Annotated in this window: 18 protein-coding genes and 4 pseudogenes; 11 read left to right on the top strand and 11 right to left on the bottom strand. The window is 35.6% G+C overall.

The window, feature by feature from the left end:
- The coding region (locus CN288_RS15805) for a sunset domain-containing protein (RefSeq protein ID WP_441296562.1) at nt 1-387 on the top strand (387 nt) is incomplete at its 5' end.
- Between the two features lie 359 nt (nt 388-746).
- On the opposite strand, the pseudogene CN288_RS15800 reads toward CN288_RS15805, so the two are convergent.
- Nucleotides 747-985 (bottom strand): annotated as a pseudogene (locus tag CN288_RS15800) (glutathione peroxidase); the annotation flags it as partial.
- Between CN288_RS15800 and CN288_RS30225 the strand changes: the two are divergent.
- Nucleotides 965-1,063, top strand: a pseudogene (locus tag CN288_RS30225) (RNase A-like domain-containing protein); the annotation flags it as partial. The pseudogenes CN288_RS15800 and CN288_RS30225 overlap by 21 nt on opposite strands.
- A gap of 69 nt (nt 1,064-1,132) precedes the next feature.
- Nucleotides 1,133-1,501 carry a hypothetical protein gene (locus tag CN288_RS15795; RefSeq protein ID WP_098302594.1) on the top strand — a complete coding sequence of 123 codons (369 nt, stop codon included), beginning with the start codon at nt 1,133-1,135 and terminating at the stop codon, nt 1,499-1,501.
- 7 nt (nt 1,502-1,508) lie between these two features.
- Here the strand turns inward: CN288_RS15795 and CN288_RS15790 are convergent.
- A pseudogene (locus CN288_RS15790) lies at nt 1,509-1,607 on the bottom strand (cation-efflux pump); the annotation flags it as partial.
- 263 nt (nt 1,608-1,870) lie between these two features.
- Here CN288_RS15790 and CN288_RS15785 point away from each other — a divergent pair.
- Nucleotides 1,871-2,350: an exosporium protein D gene (locus tag CN288_RS15785; protein ID WP_090688764.1), complete on the top strand. Its 480-nt coding sequence runs from the start codon at nt 1,871-1,873 to the stop codon at nt 2,348-2,350.
- Between the two features lie 39 nt (nt 2,351-2,389).
- Here CN288_RS15785 and CN288_RS15780 read toward each other — a convergent pair.
- A pseudogene (locus CN288_RS15780) lies at nt 2,390-2,563 on the bottom strand (DnaD domain-containing protein); the annotation flags it as partial.
- Here CN288_RS15780 and CN288_RS30045 point away from each other — a divergent pair.
- A complete protein-coding gene (locus CN288_RS30045) occupies nt 2,525-2,611 on the top strand; it encodes an excalibur calcium-binding domain-containing protein (protein WP_090689945.1) in 87 nt (28 codons plus the stop codon). The pseudogene CN288_RS15780 and the gene CN288_RS30045 sit on opposite strands and share 39 nt — an antisense overlap.
- Nucleotides 2,612-2,647: 36 nt before the next feature.
- Here CN288_RS30045 and CN288_RS15770 read toward each other — a convergent pair whose 3' ends face one another.
- The gene (locus CN288_RS15770; RefSeq protein WP_090688762.1) at nt 2,648-3,124 is read right to left on the bottom strand and encodes a glutathione peroxidase; all 477 of its coding nucleotides are present in this window, start codon (nt 3,122-3,124) and stop codon (nt 2,648-2,650) included.
- Nucleotides 3,125-3,333: 209 nt separating this feature from the next.
- On the opposite strand from CN288_RS15770, the gene CN288_RS15765 reads away from it, so the two are divergent.
- From CN288_RS15765 to CN288_RS15755, 3 genes are all read left to right on the top strand, one after another.
- Nucleotides 3,334-3,555: a DUF3925 family protein gene (locus CN288_RS15765; RefSeq protein WP_170833621.1), complete on the top strand. Its 222-nt coding sequence runs from the start codon at nt 3,334-3,336 to the stop codon at nt 3,553-3,555.
- An 89-nt stretch (nt 3,556-3,644) separates the two neighbouring features.
- Nucleotides 3,645-4,616 (top strand): MBL fold metallo-hydrolase, encoded by a 972-nt coding sequence (locus tag CN288_RS15760; RefSeq protein WP_026592186.1) that lies wholly within the window; start codon nt 3,645-3,647, stop codon nt 4,614-4,616.
- Between the two features lie 159 nt (nt 4,617-4,775).
- The gene (locus CN288_RS15755) at nt 4,776-6,722 is read left to right on the top strand and encodes an ABC1 kinase family protein (protein ID WP_098302593.1); all 1,947 of its coding nucleotides are present in this window, start codon (nt 4,776-4,778) and stop codon (nt 6,720-6,722) included.
- A 62-nt stretch (nt 6,723-6,784) separates the two neighbouring features.
- Here the strand turns inward: CN288_RS15755 and CN288_RS15750 are convergent, their stop codons facing one another.
- Nucleotides 6,785-7,474, bottom strand: a complete 690-nt coding sequence (locus CN288_RS15750; RefSeq protein ID WP_098302592.1) for a DUF3600 domain-containing protein — start codon at nt 7,472-7,474, stop codon at nt 6,785-6,787.
- Nucleotides 7,471-8,049 (bottom strand): sigma-70 family RNA polymerase sigma factor, encoded by a 579-nt coding sequence (locus tag CN288_RS15745; protein ID WP_098302591.1) that lies wholly within the window; start codon nt 8,047-8,049, stop codon nt 7,471-7,473. The genes CN288_RS15750 and CN288_RS15745 overlap by 4 nt, the downstream gene beginning before the upstream one ends.
- A gap of 216 nt (nt 8,050-8,265) precedes the next feature.
- On the opposite strand from CN288_RS15745, the gene CN288_RS15740 reads away from it, so the two are divergent.
- Both CN288_RS15740 and CN288_RS15735 read left to right on the top strand, forming a co-directional pair.
- Nucleotides 8,266-9,243 carry a quinone oxidoreductase family protein gene (locus CN288_RS15740; RefSeq protein WP_098302590.1) on the top strand — a complete coding sequence of 326 codons (978 nt, stop codon included), beginning with the start codon at nt 8,266-8,268 and terminating at the stop codon, nt 9,241-9,243.
- Between the two features lie 11 nt (nt 9,244-9,254).
- Nucleotides 9,255-9,872 (top strand): zinc dependent phospholipase C family protein, encoded by a 618-nt coding sequence (locus CN288_RS15735; protein WP_098302589.1) that lies wholly within the window; start codon nt 9,255-9,257, stop codon nt 9,870-9,872.
- A gap of 97 nt (nt 9,873-9,969) precedes the next feature.
- Here the strand turns inward: CN288_RS15735 and CN288_RS15730 are convergent, their stop codons facing one another.
- The 4 genes from CN288_RS15730 to CN288_RS15715 form a co-directional block, all read right to left on the bottom strand.
- Nucleotides 9,970-11,139, bottom strand: a complete 1,170-nt coding sequence (locus tag CN288_RS15730; RefSeq protein ID WP_098302588.1) for a DEAD/DEAH box helicase — start codon at nt 11,137-11,139, stop codon at nt 9,970-9,972.
- Between the two features lie 19 nt (nt 11,140-11,158).
- Entirely contained in the window at nt 11,159-11,686 is a 528-nt protein-coding gene (locus CN288_RS15725) for a hypothetical protein (protein ID WP_139265504.1), read from the bottom strand.
- 90 nt (nt 11,687-11,776) lie between these two features.
- Complete coding sequence (locus CN288_RS15720; protein WP_098302598.1) at nt 11,777-13,465, bottom strand: formate--tetrahydrofolate ligase; 1,689 nt, start codon at nt 13,463-13,465, stop codon at nt 11,777-11,779.
- Nucleotides 13,466-13,565: 100 nt separating this feature from the next.
- Complete coding sequence (locus CN288_RS15715) at nt 13,566-14,243, bottom strand: class I SAM-dependent methyltransferase (protein ID WP_026592194.1); 678 nt, start codon at nt 14,241-14,243, stop codon at nt 13,566-13,568.
- Between the two features lie 205 nt (nt 14,244-14,448).
- On the opposite strand from CN288_RS15715, the gene CN288_RS15710 reads away from it, so the two are divergent.
- Entirely contained in the window at nt 14,449-14,787 is a 339-nt protein-coding gene (locus CN288_RS15710) for a permease (RefSeq protein WP_090688740.1), read from the top strand.
- 26 nt (nt 14,788-14,813) lie between these two features.
- On the opposite strand, the gene CN288_RS15705 is transcribed toward CN288_RS15710, so the two are convergent.
- Nucleotides 14,814-15,026 (bottom strand): hypothetical protein, encoded by a 213-nt coding sequence (locus CN288_RS15705; protein ID WP_026592196.1) that lies wholly within the window; start codon nt 15,024-15,026, stop codon nt 14,814-14,816.
- Between the last annotated feature and the right edge of the window lie 62 nt (nt 15,027-15,088).

Below are 15,088 nucleotides of genomic sequence, written 5' to 3'. Positions count from 1 at the left end.
AAACAACAAGAAGAGCAAAAACGTCAGGCTGAAGAACAGGCTCGCAAACAAGAAGAAGAGCAAAAGCGTCAGGTTGAAGAACAGGCTCGCAAACAGAAGGAAGAACAACAACGTCAAGCTGCTGAGCAAGCTTCACAAAAGAAAAGTACTGTAGCGTCCGCACCTACTAGCAATCAAGGGGGGGCTAATGGACAACCTTTCCAGAATAATCCTAGTGATGATAAAGAAACAAACACTTCTTGTAAAGGACAAATTAAAGGAAATGCTAATTCTAAAAAGTATCATGTTCCCGGCGGTCAATATTACGATTCTACAAAAGATAATATAGTTTGGTTCTGTTCAGAAACTGATGCCCAGGCAGCTGGTTATGTAAAATCGAAAAAATAGACCTTGGATTATTGAATTTTAAATCTTGAAATTCCTATTTCAAAAATTTGAGACGTATATTTTCGAATCTGCCCTAACTGCTTTCAAGCTAAACAACAATTCGTTGCATGGTTGCAATGAGTTTTCTCCATATAAAAAACGTTGGATGACAGCATCATTCCTATCTGCCATCCAACGTTTTTCTTTTATTTCAAATATTCCTTTCTAGAGAGATAGAAAACAAAACATACTACTTATTTACTAATTTGAACCTAAATTCTGCTTTGTTATAGGTACATTTTTTTCTACAACATGAAATCCTTCGTTTTGCATTCTACTTTCGAACAAAACCTTCCATGCTCTTCCTAGAAAATATTAGTTTACAATATTTTTTCAATCTCCTTCCCCAACTCTTCCTGCTTCGTCTGCGGCGCAAAACGATCTATCACTTTTCCGTCGCGTCCTATTAAAAATTTCGTAAAGTTCCACTTTACCGCCTTCATGCCAAGTATGCCCGGTGCCTGATTTGTTGCGCGCTATCACACCTTACATCAATTTTCGCAAACATCAGAAAGGACACACCGTAATTTAATTCACAGAAGTTCCCAATGGTGACTTGTATAGAGGAGCTAAATGGTATGGAAGCGCAACTGGTCCTACTATATTGGCTGTTGCACAACTATTCGTAGGAACAAAAGAAAAAATAGTTTATGATGAATTAAAAAATATATGGACTACTTATCCTGTAAAATAAGGAATGATGAATTTGAAAAAAGAGTTTAATAAACAAGCCTTTTTAGAAAAGAATGGAGAATTTTCTAAAAGCAAATTAAAAGATTTTTTGATATCAGAAATTGAGGAAGATACGTTAGAAGATACTATTACATTTTTAAAATGTGAAATTGGGAAAGAAAATGAAAAACTAAAAGAGGATTTGTATCATGGTGACAAATATAATGGAGTCATACTTGATGGAAATCAATATTTAATAAAAAAAGAAGGAAAGCAAGCAATAATTATTGATGCAATATCAGAGGAACACTCAAAAGAGACAAAATTCACAAGGTTTGAATTACCAATTGATACCCTACTATACGTTATCATCAATAAGGACAAAATTTTGGAAGAATTATAATGCCCTATAAATTTAAAATAAATACTACAATTCCTGAGGAAATGACTTCGGCTTTTCCATGACCATACGGATGATCCTCATCAACAGGTTGGTTTAAAATTTTCATTATGTCATCTGTTACGAGTTCCATCTTATGTGCTCTATTTTTGAAATCAATAAACACCATCGAATATCTCATATCATTTTCCTTTTCTACTAAACAGTATTTTTGTTCAATTTATCTCTCTAAATACTTTCTCGCATTCTTCTGTAACTAACCTTTTAGAAGAAAATTAAATCCGTAAAGTTTTTTGCATTTTGTCCAAACACAATTTCTACTTCTCAAATAGTATAATATAGACCATTAAAAATAAGGAGAGTGACATACCGATGGCGGATTCTTTTTATTCCCATGATAAGAAGTATTATAAAAATCAGCACCACTCGTATTCAAATCGAAAAAAAAGTAAATGTTTTGTTGAAACTCATACAATTGCCGGTGTGGGAGAAAATCTATCTGGAAATATCCCCTTAACCATTACTGTATTACCCGGAGCTCCTCAAACTATTTTCGAAGATTTTACTGATAATCATAATAAAACCTTACTTCAGTTAACAGTTCCTTTAAAAGAGCTTCCTATAACTGTAACTATTCAATCAAGAAGAACTAACAGACCAATTACTGCAACCATTCCTACTGGAGTTACAAGGATTTTTCAAGTAGAAGATTTCGAAAGCCTAACTGCCTCAACAGCTAGCCCTAATCCTGGGTTTTTTAGTGTTTTTATCAAAAAAACTTTCTGCATTTGCTGTAATGATCGAAATGATTCTTGTGATGAATATTATCATGAGTATGACCACAATTGTTAGAGTAAATCACCAAAAAGATTCCTTGAAATATAGGATTCTTTTTTTCTTCATAGGATCATCGAAGCCTCTTCCAAGCCAATCAAAACGCGCTTGGAAGTACTCCTTAATACAAGGAATTTTAAAATCCTGCTGCTTCTCTAGCCCTAAACAAGTTTCATAAAAATTAATTAAAAAATCCTCGTCTTTAACACTCTGTATTTCTTTCAACATACAAGCAGTAAATTAGACAGAGACGGCGATGGTGTTGCATGTAAACGTTAATATATATAAAAAGAAGCTCATATTCGAGCTTCTTTTTTACAACACCCTTTCAATCTCCTTCCCCAACTCTTCCGGCTTCGTCTGCGGTGCAAAACGATCTATCACTTTTCCGTCTCGTCCTATTAAAAACTTCGTAAAGTTCCACTTTACCACCTTCATGCCAAGTATGCCCGGTGCCTGCTCCGTCATATATGTATATAATGGATGCGCGCTATCACCTTTTACATCAACTTTAGCGAACATTGGAAAGGACACACCGTAATTTAATTCACAGAAACTTGTAATCTCTTCTTCTGTGCCTGGTTCTTGTCCTCCAAATTGATTGCATGGGAAACCTAAGATTTCAAACCCTTGCTCTTTATACTTTTCATAAATCGCTTGTAATCCTTTATATTGCGGTGTAAATCCACATTTACTTGCAACATTTACAATGAGAAGAACTTTACCTTCATACTCTCGCAACGATTTTTCTTCCCCTGTAATTGTTTTTGCAGAAAAATCATAAACTGTCATATATATTTGCCCCTCTCTATCATTTCATACTTATTATCATATATGTATTTAACTTTCTCGTCTAATGAGAGCGCTTTATTTCTGTTCAAAAATTCGACACAAACTACTAGACAAATAGCTTGGAAAGTTTTACAATTGAATTGTGAACAAAATGTGACAGTTTACCTTCTAAATTGTGACATTTTCAATTCCATTATAATAAATTAAGGATGGTGTTGATAATGAAAACTGCACAACGTGAAATGATTTCAAATCGCGAGTTTTACTTCGTATTATACATGATGTTACTATTTGTTACCGGTTGGCTTATGGACGTAAATGGGCTATTTCTAAGTAAATACTTTACACTTGCAGGAATGATTTCTCTTCCACTAGTTGGCGGACTTGTCGGATTCTTTATTATGTCAATTACTAAAGATCAAACTAAATAATAGCATTACATAAAGGCAGAAAACGATTTTTCGTTTTCTGCTTTTTCTTTTATAATAAAAAGAATACTACATTACAAGGAGTGATATATGTGAAAAAAGTAGAGCAACTCTCTTCACAACTATACTTGATTGACGATCATGATTTACAACATGACGAGCGTACAGGTACATACGTTTTAGTTGGTGATGATATTACTTTAATTGAAACGTGTGCTGCCCCTTCTCTTCCTTATCTTTTAAATGGTTTACAACAATTACAAATTAACTTAGCTGATGTTAAAAATATCATTGTTACGCATGTTCATCTTGATCATGCTGGTGCAGCCGGATTAATGATGGAAAAATGTCCAAATGCGACTTTATTTGTCCATTCGCGTGGTGCTCGTCATATGATTGACCCTACAAAATTAATTCAAGGTGCTAAAGCTGTATATGGCGATGCTTTTGATAAGCTCTTCAATCCGATTCTTCCAATTCCAGAAAAGCGAGTCCATATTGTGAAAGATGGTGAGACACTACAAATATCAGAAAATCGGATACTAACTTTTTACGATACACCAGGGCACGCCAAACATCACATAAGCATCCATGATTCCTTAACAAATGGCATTTTTACAGGTGACACAATTGGGATTTATTATCGAGAACTAGCTGAACTTGACGTGGAACTATATTTACCGACCACATCTCCTTCACAATTTCAACCGGATGCGATGATAGCAGCAAAAGATCGTATTCGAAATATGAAAGTTGACTCGATCTACTTTGGGCATTACGGTGCATCTTCCCATGTTTCTGAAGTATATAAACAGCTTGAATACTGGCTCCCTATCTTTGTTGAAGCTGGAAAGCAAGTATTTGAACAAAATCAGGATTTTGAAGCGGCAAGTCATGAACTGTATGTTTTGCTACTTGAAAAGGTATCCTCTCACCTTTCCCAGAAAGGCGTACCATCCACTCACTCTATTTATGATGTGATAAAGCTAGATATGGAAATTAGCGCAATGGGGATTATTGACTATTTAACAAAACAAGAAAAGATTGAAACAACTATTAACTAAAAGAAAAAAAGAGGATATGATGCTCTTTTTCAAGCATATATCCTCTTTTTTGGAATATGCTTTTTACTCTCCCTCTTCTCTATCACTCTATTCCACACGTAAGAATTATAATTTTCCTGTATAATACAGTTATCCAATGATTTACGGAGGAATGCTGGAATGTTTTTTCAATTTTTTCTACTAGCAGTCATTATGGCCTTTATTAGCGGGCGTTTAATTGGTACAAAGTTAAATCTTCTCAAGCAAGCAAGTGCAGCGATTATGGGGGTGACAGTTACATCAGCTATGTATTGGTTCATGTATTTGCGTTACCACGATGAATCTATTGTTGGTGTAGATAGATATTTTTGGCTTGGAAGCTCATTAATTGTTTCCATGTTGTTTTATCTTATGTTTGAACTATTTGATCCAATTAGACGCGAAGAAAAAGAAGAAACCTTAAATGGAAGTCGCAATCCGATCTCCAATTTTTTTGCTCGAATAGGGAGACAAAAAAGGTATATGCGCGTTACTTCCATCGCTTTAAAACATGGAATGGGTAAATATTTAGCTCTTAAAAGAACACCTGAAGCGGACTACAAACTTGCCATTGCACTCCGAAATACACTAGAGGAATGGGGAGGTGTGTTTATCAAATTTGGACAGGTATTATCAACCCGTTCTGATTTACTCCCTTCCTCCTTTATTCATGAATTATCAAACCTTCAAGAGAATGTCACACGTCTATCTCATGATCAAGTGGAAGGGATACTAAAGAATGAGTTATCTGTGCCAAAAGATGAGCTATTTAGCTTTTTTGATATGGAGCCATTAGCAGCGGCTTCCATCGGACAAGTTCACAAAGCAAAACTTAAAGCTACTAATCAGGACATTGTTGTGAAGCTTTTACGCCCAGACATTTCTTCTACAATACAGCGTGATCTAGATATTCTTATGCACTTTGCATTATGGATTTCTAACAAATCTAATTGGGCCAAAAATATCGGATTTCTTGATTTAGCACAAGGTTTCTCTATTGCAATGAAAGAGGAAATTGATTTCAAAATTGAAGCTCGTAATTTCAAACAAGTTTCAGCTTCTATGGAAAATAGCCAAACGAAAGTGAAAATACCGAAAGTATATCAAGAATACAGTAACTCCAAAATCCTAGTTCTTGAATTTCTAGATGGTGTTAGTGTGAAAAATGGTACAGCACTATTAAACGAATTACATATTGATACGAAGGAAGTACAACGGCAGTTATTTGACTGTATATTAGAACAGATTTTCTTTAAAGGTATTTTCCATGCTGATCCTCATCCAGGCAATGTTTATATTCTTCAGGATGGAACTCCTGCATTACTTGATTTCGGTTCTGTTGGAAGACTCGGTACGTTGCAACAAGATGCCTTTAAACGATTACTTATCGGGTTTGAACGTAAAAATTCGTATATTTTACTCGATGGCCTACTTCAATTAGTTGAAACAAAACCATCAATTGATAAAGACAGCCTAGAACAAGCAATTAGTCAGCTATTAATTCAAAGTACATACTCATCTTCTAGTAGTTCAGAAGAATTTATTCAAGGGCTATTTCAAATCATCGCAGACTTCGAATTAGCTTTTTATCCGATGGTAGCTGGTGCTTTCCGTTCGCTTATTACTTTAGAAGGTACAATGCTACAATTAAACCCTCAGTTTAATTTAATGGATGAAGCAAAGCGCTTTGCTAAAGATCATGCAGTGGATTTTATGCCTGTTAGCAATTATACCGATTTAAAAGAAGCTGCAACAAATGAATTACTGTCTATATTACCTGCTGTGCGAAGAATTCCAAGAAAACTTGACGATTTAAGTTCAAAGCTAGAGAACGGCGAACTATCCCTGAAAGTCGGATTTTTCTCAGATCCAACAAATGCTTCTTTTGTTACTACATTTATCTCGCAACTCCTTATCACTCTTATAGGAACAGCATTTGGCGGTATTTCAATTGGTGTCTTATATTTAGCAAACAACGCAAAAGAGCCAAATGATCAATTTTTAAGTGTGGTTGGCTACGTCGGTTTATTTATTAGCGCAATTCTCCTCGTGAGAGTAGCGATACATGCAGTAAGGAAATTTAAGTAATAATTTTCATAATTACAGAAAGAAGAGCCTCTTATAAAACAAAGGCTCTTCTTTTCATAAACTTAATTTATTTGTTGTACTTGTTCATTTACATATTGCATAAACTGATCCGCTTGTAAAAATTCTGCTTTATAAGCTTCAGGAACTTCATTTATTGTTACACCTTCACTGGATTTGATTTTTGCTTGTATTTTTTCATATGTCATTAAAGCATCTATATACTGTTTATATTCTTCAGAAGTTAATACTTCTTTACTAGACTTCTCCCCATTCAATTTATCAAAATACGGCTGGATTGCCATCAGCCTTTTTTCCAGTTCTTCTTTTTTTGTCGCTGATACTTGATCATAATCAATATTACCATTTGAATCTCCGTATTCAAGTTTTGCATTTGCAAGCCCTTTTAAAAGCTTTGTAAACTCTTCATATTCCTCTTCCCCCATGTCTCCTTTTGCTTGCGACAATTTAGCATCTAAGCTCATATATCCTTTTAATGTTATACTAGATGCATGTTTTTTCAAATTTTCAAACGATCCATAAATACCGTCAGCCATAATGGATTGATAAGCAAATCCAGTCGTTGGAATTAACAGTGCTGCTGCAAGCACTCCTGTGATAATACGCTTTTTCATCGTTTTCCCTCCGCGCTTCATTTTTACTTGAACCATTATTTTTTCTTTTAACTCCGGCGATGGTTCAATTCCCGTTGCTTCTTCTTGTATAGATTCCCTTACCCGATTATCTAAACTCATTTCACGTCCCCTACCTCTCCTAAAAAGATCGCCTCCACTTGCTCTTTTTGACGTAATTTCTTTAATGCCGCATGAATTCTTGATTTAACTGTCCCTACTGGAATATGTAAAATATTCGCTATTTCTTCTTGTGAATAATCATGTAAATAACGTAGTATAATGACTTGCTTCAATTTGTAAGGTAATTTATGAATAAGTGCAATGAGCTTTTGATTCGACATCTTGTTCACAACATCATTAGAAAAATCAAATTCAATCGGTTTTCTCTGTTCTTCAGCTTTCTTGACAATGCGTAAACGCATCCACCTTGTTCTCCGATATGAGTGAATTTGTCTGATTGCAAGCCCTATTAACCACGGTCGAAAGGGCTTTTCTCGATTATATTTACTAAGTGATTGATATAACTGTATGTATATTTCCTGGACTACATCATCTACATCTGTTTTTTCCTCTATCAAAAAATGTGCTGTCTTATAAACATCTTGAATCGTTATATCATATAGCTCACTGTATGCTTCTTGATTTCCTGATAGCGTTAATTGAATAAGACGCTGATAGTCTGTTTCTCCTTTCATTTACCTTCCCTCCTTTGTCTTACACTATATATTGGCAAGTAAAAAACATTTCGTTCGATTTTTTTAAAAATTTTTTCAATATAAATCAATATTAGGATTTAATATTTACTACTTTATAACGTTTGCTTATGGCCTCTTATAACAATTATATAATTTTCCAGTTTATGATAGGTGTTTAAAATGATATATATAATATATTTTGAGGAGGACGTCTAAATGAAAGCTATTGTTGTAACTGAATTCGGTGGACCTGAAACGATGAAGTATACAGAAGTAGATATGCCGATTTTTAATGAAAAGCAAGTGTTAATTCGCGTTATCGCAACAAGCGTCAATTTTGCTGATATTAAATCCCGCCATGGGAAAAAAGGAAATGGAAAACTACCATTTATTCCTGGTATAGATGCAGCAGGAATTGTAGAACAAGTAGGTTCGGATGTAAAAAACATCCGCGTAGGACAGCGTGTAATCACCTTTCCTCTTACTGGTTCGTATGCTGAATATGTTGTCGCCAATGAAAACCTTACGTTTGTGTTACCCGATGAAGTTGACTTCACCACTGCCGCTGCTTGTCCTGTTGTATCTTTTACGAGCTACAACTTACTTGCAAATGTCGCAAGATTACAGCAAGGTGAATCGGTCCTCATTCATGCAGCTGCCGGCGGAATTGGAACAACAGCCATTCAATTAGCAAAAATATTAGGAGCTGGAAAAATCATTGGAACAGTCGGAAGTGAAGCAAAAAAGAAAATCGCTTTAGAAGCTGGGGCTGATCATGTTATTTGTTATCAAAATGAAGATTTTGTAAAGAAGGTAAATGAACTGACTAATGGAGAAGGTGCAAATGTTATATTAGATTCCATTTCTGGTACAATATCAGAAAAAAGTTTAGAATGTCTCGCTTACTACGGCCGCCTCGTCCATTTTGGAAATGCGAGCGGTGAAATTGGCACATTCCGTACAAAAGATTTACATGCAAGCTGTCGTTCTATTCTTGGCTTTAGCTTTGGAACAACTCGAAAGAAACGTCCTCAATTACTCCGTCATACCGCTGATCAAGTTTTTCATTATTTACGTGATGGAAGCCTGCAAATTGAAATTGGTAAACGGTTTACACTTCAAGATGCAGGGAAAGCACATGAATGGATCGAAAATAGAAAAAGTACTGGGAAAATTATTTTGAAGGTCAAATAGAGGTGTCATTTATGGGATCACGCATTATGCATTTAATTATTGCAAATGGTATTGCAGAGAGATTATCCATTCAAGATAAAACTTCCTTCTTACTAGGCGGAATCGCTCCTGATGCAGTTCATTCAAAAGTAGAAAAAGAAGTCTCTCATTTCTACGCTGGTACTACAAAGAACTATACGAGAAGAGTCGATTTTGATTCATTTTTTTATAAATATGAATCATTCATCGACTCCTCTTTTATTTTAGGATATTACACACACCTTATTGCCGATGATAATTGGCTAAACGGTTTTTTTCTTCCTTGGCTCCAAAATAGAATCGAGCATGATCAAGCAATTTTATCCCTGTATCATCATGATTTTAAATTGTTGAACGCAAAACTATTACATCATTACGATAAAGAGCAGCAATTCCTTTCTATTCTAAATCAAAAAGCAAGCATACCAAAGATTAAGGAAGTAACAGAAGAAAACGTTCTAGCTTTTAAAAAGCTTATTTTTGATGATATGGTATTTCCACAGCAAGATCTGTATGCCGAATTACAAGTATTTACGTTTGACCAAATTGTCGGTTATGTAGAAACTGCTATTGAGAAAGGTGTTTTCTTTCTTAGAAAGGCTCTAACATAATTATTTAACCTTTTAAACACAAAAAAGACGTGACTACTTTATACATGTAGACACGCCTTCTTACTTTCATCATTCTCCCATTAAGAGAAGTCTCTTATTATCTAGGCTTCTTCTTCCCAGTAAATGCAGGTTTCTTTTTCTTTGGTGCTTTCGGTTTTGACTCTACAAAAGTACCTTTAAACATTTCTTGCTTTTTAAATTGAATGCCTAACTTTTTCGCAAATTGGAGTAGTTTACGCTCTTCTTGCGGAGTAACAAGAGAAACAACTGTCCCCTCTTTTCCCATACGTCCTGTACGACCTGAACGGTGAATGTATTGATCTAATGTATCTGGTAATTCTAAGTGAATTACGTGTGTTAAATCATCAATATCTAATCCGCGCGCTGCAATATCAGTTGCAAGTAGAATTTCTAATTTCCCTTGACGGAATGCGCGCATCGTCGCTTCACGTTCTTGTTTGCTTGCTTCTGCATGAAGAGCGGCTGCTTTCATTTTGCGATACTTTAATTTTTCAGCAATTTCATCTAAACGATATGGATCGTTTAGAAAAGCAACTGCTTTTACATTACCCGTATGCATAATTCTTCTTACATAATCATTTTTCTCACGACGCTCACAAACGACATACGTATGTTCCACTAAACTTTTTGTTTCCGTGCGTTTAATGCGAACTAATTGTGGTTCTACTGCAAAATCACGTGCTGCTTCTTGTGCATCTTTTGTCATTGTTGCAGAGAAGAATACTAATTGACGATCACGCATTGTTGATTTAATGACATCTAATACCGATTCCATCATCTTTTGTTTTACAATTTGATCAAACTCATCAAATACAATTGTCTTTACTTCATGCATTTTTAATTTTTTCATGCGAATTAATTCTAAAATACGTCCTGGTGAACCAACAATTACTTTTGGGTGTTTCTTTAACTTCTCTACTTGGCGCTTAATGTCCGCACCACCAATTAAAGATGCACCTGAAATATCAGTTCCTGCTGTAAACTTTTGAACTTCTTCATGAATTTGCATAACAAGTTCACGTGTTGGTGCTAAAACGACAACTTGTGGTTGTTTCACTTCAGGATTAATTTTATGTAAAAGTGGTAGTAAGTACGCTAATGTTTTTCCGGTTCCAGTTGGAGACTCAGCTATAACGTCTTGTCCTTCTAAAATGGTTGGAATTGCTTGCTTTTGAATTTCAGTAAACTCTTTAAAACCAGCCTTCTCCCAAGCTTGTTGCAAAAATGGTTGCATATCTTTTATCATTTGTTTTTCTCCTTTATCTCTATTTTTGAAGAAAATGTTGTATTGCTCGCACTGTTTCTATCATGTGAGAAATAACAGCTATTAAATCATCAACATGGTCTTCTGTAATCGCTTTTTGAAATAGAACTTCTACTTTATTATGATATGAAATCGCTTGCTTATTATATTCGTATGAAATTTGTTGCGTAATCATTCGCTCTTTTCCCCAGATAGATTGTAACAAACTTTCGATTTTTTGGCAGTCTGTTTCTGGGTGCTGCATAGGGAACGTAAAGCGTAGTTTCATTTCACATCCTGGTATAAACTGTGGCACCTCTAATATCTCACCTGATAGGTTCTTCGCATCTACAGACAGTGAAAACGTCGCTTCTACTAGCGGTTCAAACTGTTCAGTTAATTGAAATGAAATATTATATATGCGGCTTAGCGATGCAAGGTCCATCATATCTTTTCGATCAGTTACAAGAATATCACCATGTAAATCAAAATCATAGACAGCTCCTTCAACGATTACTTTTAAGTTGTCAAAAGCAGTTGGATCAAACATAATTTCCTCCAAAAAACAGGCGCCTTTCGATGGAAAGGCGCCACTTGATGTATATATAGTTTACAGATAAACGAGATGAATTACAACCTTTTAGAATAAACCTACTGCTTTTCCATCTTCATTTACGTCCATTTGAAGTGCAGCTGGTTGTTTTGGAAGACCTGGCATTGTTAACATTGTACCAGTTAACGCTACAATAAAGCCTGCACCGATAGATGGTTTCAATTCACGAATTGTAACGATAAAGTCAGATGGTCGTCCTAACTTTGTTGCATCGTCAGAAAGAGAATATTGTGTTTTCGCCATACATACTGGCAAGTTACTCCAACCTTCTCCTGTAAATTGAGCCAATTGCTTACGTGCTTTTGGAGCAAATTCAATATCTTTTGCACCGTATACTTTTTGAGCAATTGTACGAATTTTTTCTTCTAATGGCAATTCTAAATCATAAAGTGGTGCGTATTTATTGTCACCTTTTTCAATTACCTTTAATACTTTCTCAGCAAGGTCCACACCGCCTTGACCACCTTTTTCCCAAACTTCTGTTAAGGAGACTTCGTAGCCACGCTCGTTACACCATTCTTGTAAGTATGTAACTTCTGCATCTGTATCTGTAATGAATTTGTTAATTGCGATTACGAATGGAACACCAAACGCTTGAATTGTTTCAACGTGTTTTTGTAAGTTTTCCATTCCTTTTGCTAGCGCATCTACATTTTCTTCTTTTAACTGATCTTTCGCCACGCCGCCGTGCATTTTAAGCGCACGGATTGTTGCAACAATAACGACTGCTTCTGGTTTAATGCCTGCTGCACGCGCTTTAATATCTAAGAATTTCTCAGCACCTAAGTCCGCACCGAAACCAGCTTCTGTAATCACATAATCACCTAATTTTGCTGCCATTGTTGTAGCGATAACACTGTTACAACCGTGAGCGATGTTAGCAAATGGCCCGCCGTGAATAATTGCTGGTGTATTTTCTAATGTTTGTACTAAGTTTGGTTTTAATGCATCTTTTAATAGAAGTGTTAACGCTCCTTCTACGCCTAAATCTTTAACTGTTACAGGCTCATTATCCATATTATAAGCAACTACAATACGAGATAAGCGTGCTTTTAAATCTTGAATATCTGTCGCAAGGCAGAACACTGCCATAATTTCAGATGCTACTGTAATATCAAAACCGTCTTCACGCGGTACACCTTGAACTGGTCCACCAAGACCAATTACTACATTACGCAGTGCACGGTCATTTAAATCTACACAACGCTTCCATACAATTTTTCGTGTATCAATCTTAAGTACATTTCCTTGTTGAATATGATTATCGATAAACGCAGCTAATGCGTTATTTGCAGTTGTAATGGCATGAATATCACCAGTAAAGTGAAGGTTGATATCTTCCATTGGTACAACTTGTGAATAACCTCCACCTGCTGCACCACCCTTTAGTCCCATTGTCGGTCCTAGTGATGGCTCACGAAGTGCAATTACTGCTTTTTTACCAATTTTATTAAATGCTTGACCTAAACCAACTGTTACTGTTGATTTACCTTCTCCTGCTGGAGTCGGGTTAATCGCTGTTACTAAAACAACTTTTCCGTCCTTCTCAGTTTGTAAGCGCTTAAAAATATCAAGAGATAATTTCCCTTTATAATGACCATAAGGCTCTAGTTCTTCTTCTAAAATATTTAACTCAGCTGCAACCTCTTGAATTTTCTTCATACTTGCTTCTTGTGCTATTTCAATATCGGATTTAACTGTTGTAGTAGTTGTCATATTCCCTAGTCCCCCTTTAATTGGTTCTGCCCATATTGTATCAGTTTTTTGTATTTTCTGCACTTATTTACCTCCTAATTTTTTCTCATTTCTTCAAGCATTATTTTTTCAACATAAATACCCACAAAAATGTTAGAGCTTGCTGCAGTTCTACTGATAATTGTCCAAGCATTTTTTCGTTTACCCCTCGTTTATATACACCTATACCATCTACTATTTGAAATCCTTGCTCCTCAGCAAGCTTTTCAAATTCCCAAGGCATCATTGTATTACAAACAACATCTTTTCCATATAAACGAGGATAGCTATTTTCACGTGGTTTTGCTGTTGGTCCTAAAATTGCAATACACGCATATCCATCAGGTCTCAAAACACGTTTTATCTCATCTAACGCCTGTAAGGGCTGCTCTGTCCATTCTAACGAGTTCACCGCTAATATCGCTGGAAATTGTTCAGTCTCAAAGGGCAATGAAGAAAGATCTCCTTTCACAAATGACAAATTCGGCCCTTCTCCGCGTTCCTTTCCTTTTTGAATCATTTGCTCAGATAAATCTATACCGCACGCTTTATATCCTGCTAGACTTAATTTATATGTACCATACCCATCACCGCAGCCAACATCTAGAACTGCCACACCATTTTCTACATACTTTTCAAAAAATGGGATGATCGTACTTCGACTTCCATAATCCCACATCTCTTGACTATTTTGATTCCAAGATTCCGCATTATCGTCCCACTTTTTTTCTGCGGATTTATGCCAATTAAACTTTGTCATGTTTCCCCCTACTTTCACTTGTTTTCACTCATTCCATTCTACATCATTTTCCAATATTCCTGTTTATTCTTGCGGAGAGATGGATAAGATAGCAACAGACTTATGCATTCTCCAAATTTTGTATTACTTGGATATAACTCATACTCATGTTCTCGTCTATTTGAAAAATAATAAAGATACACCCAATTGAAAGAGAGGGATGTACATGCAAAAAAAACGAACACATCATTTTAAAAGTGGTGAAAAAAACGAAGAATATGCAGCTGAAATCTCACCAGGGCATCTTCCAATTCGACATAGACGCAAAGAAATTGCACATGAAATAGAAGGTACAAATACTGGTACAGTTATCGGTTATGTAGCACTATTTCTTTCTTTATTCTCAATTGCTTTTTATCCAGTTACCCTTGGTTCTCTTTCCATTTTAATTGGCCTATTAGCCGTTAATTTTGGAGCAAAAACACTTGGATATACAGCCATTGGATTTGGTAGTTTTTCTGTTTTATTTACGTTATTGTATCCACTTGCTTTATCAGCATTATAAAACACACCAAGTATTACTTGGTGTGTTCACTCGTGATACAGCATAATATGTCCACATGCGCAGCAATGCTTTGCTGTAATTTCTTGAAACACTGGATAGTTTTCTTCATCCCTATGTTCAATGAATACCTTTTCAAAACGATACATGTTTTGGGCGTATGCCCAGTCTTGTTTCGTACGTGCATATAATGTAGATGAAAAGAACTCTTCTCCACCACAAACTACACATATTTTTTTCATTCTCATCCCCCCTACGCTTGTCTTACTTCATTTATATGAACATACGCATAAAAAAAAGACCT

Source organism: Bacillus sp. AFS023182, assembly GCF_002560575.1.
Taxonomy (GTDB): Bacteria; Bacillota; Bacilli; order Bacillales; family Bacillaceae_G; genus Bacillus_A; species Bacillus_A arachidis.
Note: the sequence above shows the minus strand (reverse complement) of the source record. Positions and strands in the feature narration are given on the sequence as shown.